Here is a 3,852-nt window from a genome sequence, read left to right on the forward strand (position 1 = left end):
TCGACGTGCCAGGCGCCCTCGCGCAGCGCCGTCTCGATCGACTGCGTCGCCTGCTTCGACAACTGCGGGCTGCGGATCAGCAGGGCCACCTCGGTGTTCTGCTTCTGCGAGCGCAGGTCCAGGTTCATCGAGCCGACCACCAGCAGGCGTCCGTCCACGACCAGTACCTTGGAGTGCAGCATGGCGCGCGAGCCGCCCGTCACGCTCGCGCCCGAAGCGCCCAGCGCGCTGCCCACCGTGGCCTGCTCGCTGCGCATCTCGTAGAGCGCGACGCCGACGTCCAGCAGCGCCTCGCGGTGCCGCGCATAGCCCACGTGCGCGATCGGCGCGTCGTTGGAGGCCAGCGAGTTCGTCAGCACGCGCACCCGCACGCCGCGCCGTACCGCGTCGGCGAAGGCCTTCATCATGTCCGGGCCGGGCACGAAGTAGGGCGAGATGATCAGCAGATCGCCGCGCGCCTGGCCGATCAACTGCAGCAGGCCGTCGACCACCGTCTCGCCGGCGGCCACCTCGCCCTGCGCCGAGGGCGGCGCGGCCGGGGCCGTGCCGGCGGCCTGTTCGTCGGCCGGGATCTTGGCCGGCCGGTCCACCATCATCGCGGCCGGCGCCCAGACGAAGGGCTGCGCCGCCAGGTCCATCGGCTGCTGGTTCCACACGGCCGCGCGCCGTGCCGCCGCCTGCGCGCGGTCCGCGCCGTCCACGGGGCGCGGCTCGCCGTCCGGCGGCTGCGGGGCGTTCGCGGCGCCGTCGCGGCGCGCGCGCTCGGCGCGCACCTCGTCGCGCAGCCGGTCCAGCGCCTCGCGCGAGACGAGCGACTGCACCGGGTAGGCGCGCTCGTTGTTCCAGTAGGTGTCGAAGCTGCGCGACAGCTCCTTGACCACCTCGCCGGCGGCCAGCACGTCCAGGTCGACGAAGTTGCCCGCGTCGCCGTGGCCGAAGTAGGCGTCGCCCAGGTTGCGTCCGCCGGTGATGCCCATCGCGTTGTCGGCGATGAACAGCTTGTTGTGCATGCGCTGCTGGATGCGCCCGGCGTCGCCCAGCGAGCCGACGATCCGCCCGAGCGCGGAGGCGCGCGCGCCTGCCAGCGGGTTGAACAGGCGGATCTCGATGTTCGGCTCGAAGGCCAGGCGCAGCACCAGCGCGTTGCGCCCGGTGCTGTGGAAGTCGTCGAGCAGGATGCGCACCCGCACGCCGCGCGCGGCGGCCTCGCGCACCGCGCGCATCAGGCGGGCCGTGCTGGCATCGGCGTGGATGGCGTAGTACTGCAGGTCCAGCGTTTTCCGGGCCGCGTCGACGAGCGCCAGCCGGCTGCCGTAGGCGGTCTGCGGCCCTTCCAGCAGCAGGAAGCCGGAGGCGCTGCGCGCCCCGGCCTCGCGCCGGCGCTGCTGCACCAGGGTGCCCAGCGGCGTGCCCTCGGGCGAGGCCAGCGCGCGGGAAGGCGGGCGCGGTACGTCCTGCGGCAACTGGGCGCAGGCCGTGAGGCCGAGCAGCAGTGCGCCGAGGATGCACGCCTGGCCGAAGGCGGCGGACATGCGGCCCAGGAAGATGCGCGGGTGCATGATGGCGTGAGGCCCGGTCAACCGATGGCGCCCAGGGCGTCCCAGCGTTCGAGGGCGGTCATCAGCGCCTCCTCGATCTGCGCGTGGCGCGTGGCCAGTTCGGCGGCGCGCGCCGGGTCTTCTCCGTACAGGGCGCCGCCGCCGCGCTCCAGTTGCTCGGCGATCGTCTTCTGTTCGGCCTCGAGCTCGGCGATGCGCTCCGGCAGCGCCTCGAGCTCGCGCTGCTCCTTGTAGCTGAGCTTGCGCTTGGCCGAGGCCGCTGCCGGCGCTGGAGCGGCCGCCGGCGCCGATGCAGCGACCGTGCGCGGCGCCGCGGCCTGGGCGAGTTCGCGCGCACGGCGCGACTGGATCAGCCAGTCCTGCACGCCGCCCTCGTACTCGCGCCAGCGGCCCTCGCCCTCGAAGGCGATGGTGCTGGTCACCACGTTGTCGAGGAAGGTGCGGTCGTGGCTGACCAGGAACACCGTGCCGTCGTAGTCCTGCAGCAGGTTCTCCAGCAGCTCCAGCGTGTCGATGTCCAGGTCGTTGGTCGGCTCGTCCAGCACCAGCACGTTGGCCGGGCGGGCGAACAGGCGCGCCAGCAGCAGCCGGTTGCGCTCGCCGCCGCTGAGCGAGCGCACCGGCGACTGCGCGCGCGCCGGCGAGAAGAGGAAGTCGCCCAGGTAGCTCTTCACGTGCTTGCGCTGCGTGCCGATCTCGATCCACTCGCTGCCGGGGCTGATGAAGTCCTCCAGCGTCGCGTCCAGGTCGAGCGCTGCGCGCATCTGGTCGAAGTACGCCACCTGCAGGTTCGTGCCCAGGCGCACCGTGCCGCTGTCCGGCGCCGTCTCGCCCAGGATCAGCCGCAGCAGCGTGGTCTTGCCCGCGCCGTTGGGGCCGACCAGGCCGATCTTGTCACCGCGCAGCAGCGTCGCGCTGAAGTCGTGCACCACGGCGCGTCCGCCATAGGACTTGGTGACGCCCTGCAGCTCCGCTACGATCTTGCCGGTGGGCAGGCCGCCGGCCACGTCCATCTTCACGCTGCCCAGCGCTTCGCGCCGCCGCGCGCGCTGGCGGCGCAGCGCCTCCAGCCGCGCCACGCGGCTCTGGCTGCGCGTGCGGCGGGCCTCCACGCCCTTGCGGATCCAGACTTCCTCCTGCGCCAGCAGCTTGTCGGCCTTGGCCTGGATCACCGCCTCCTGCGTCAGCTGCTCCTCCTTCTGCGCCTGGTACTGCGCGAAGTTGCCGGGGTAGGAACGCAGCTGCCCGCGGTCCAGCTCGACGATGCGCGTGGCGATCCGGTCGAGGAAGGCGCGGTCGTGCGTGATCACCACCACGCTGCCCCTGAAGTCGATCAGCAGTTGCTCCAGCCACTCGATCGCATCCAGGTCCAGGTGATTGGTCGGCTCGTCCAGCAGCAGCACGTCCGGCTGCGCCACCAGCGCCTGCGCCAGCGCCACCCGCTTGCGCGTGCCGCCGGACAGCGAGCCGATCACGGCCGTCGCGTCCAGGCCGAGCCGGTGCAGCGTTTCTTCCACGCGCTGCTCCCAGTGCCAGGCGCCCAGCGCCTCGATCTGCGACTGCAAAGCGTCCAGGTCCTCGCCCTCGGCCGCCGCCAGATAGCGTTCGCGCAGCGTCGTTGCATGCGACAGACCGGCGGCCACCGACTCGAAGACCGTGGCGGTCGGGGCGAGGTCGGGCTCCTGGGCGACGTAGGTCGTCCGAAGCCCGGTGCGCAGCTGCAGCGTCCCGTCGTCGGGTTGCTCCAGTCCCGCCAGGATGCGCAGCAGCGACGACTTGCCGGCGCCGTTGCGCCCGATCAGTCCGACGCGTTCGTTGTCCAGCAGGGCGAACTCCGCGCCATCCAACAGGGCGACATGCCCGAAGGCGAGATGCGCGCCCAGCAAAGTGATGAGTGCCATCCGTCGATTATCCGGAGCGCGGGAGGCGCGCCCCGCGGTCGCCGGCGCGGGGCGCCTCGCCACGCGGCCGCTCGCACGGTCCACATCCTCGCCATCGACCGATGCCTTTCAACCGATGTATACTGGCGGGCTCGGCTGAACGCGGAAGCGGAAGGCCGGGGGCGACGAAACCGCCGATTCGATCCACTGGACACCACGAGGAACGAGTTGACGGGGCATCGAAAAAGATGCCATAATCGCAGGCTCGGCTGATTCGGGGTCGCAAGTGCGAAAGCGGCGGATTCGAATGAGTCGAGGGCTTGAAGAAAGCCAAAAAATTTGACGGGCTTCCAAAAAGCGTGTCATAATCTAAGGCTTCGCTGATCGCGGCGGAGTTTGGTGGAAGCGGGAGT

Annotated in this window: 2 protein-coding genes; both read right to left on the reverse strand. The window is 71.4% G+C overall.

Going from position 1 to position 3,852, the window contains the following annotated elements:
• Positions 1–1,559, reverse strand: a 1,559-nt coding sequence (locus tag ACIY1X_RS25380) for a phospholipase D family protein (RefSeq protein ID WP_399686181.1), incomplete at its 3' end; no start/stop codon positions are given.
• Between the two features lie 17 nt (positions 1,560–1,576).
• Positions 1,577–3,460: an ATP-binding cassette domain-containing protein gene (locus tag ACIY1X_RS25385; protein WP_399686183.1), complete on the reverse strand. Its 1,884-nt coding sequence runs from the start codon at positions 3,458–3,460 to the stop codon at positions 1,577–1,579.
• Positions 3,461–3,852 lie beyond the last annotated feature (392 nt).

Source organism: Xenophilus sp., assembly GCF_044462705.1.
Taxonomy (GTDB): Bacteria; Pseudomonadota; Gammaproteobacteria; order Burkholderiales; family Burkholderiaceae_C; genus Xenophilus; species Xenophilus azovorans.

Bases quoted from the DNA above. Each gene is read 5' to 3' on its own strand.
- ACIY1X_RS25385 (WP_399686183.1), bottom strand. From the start codon at position 3,460: ATGGCACTCATCACTTTGCTGGGCGCGCATCTCGCCTTCGGGCATGTC.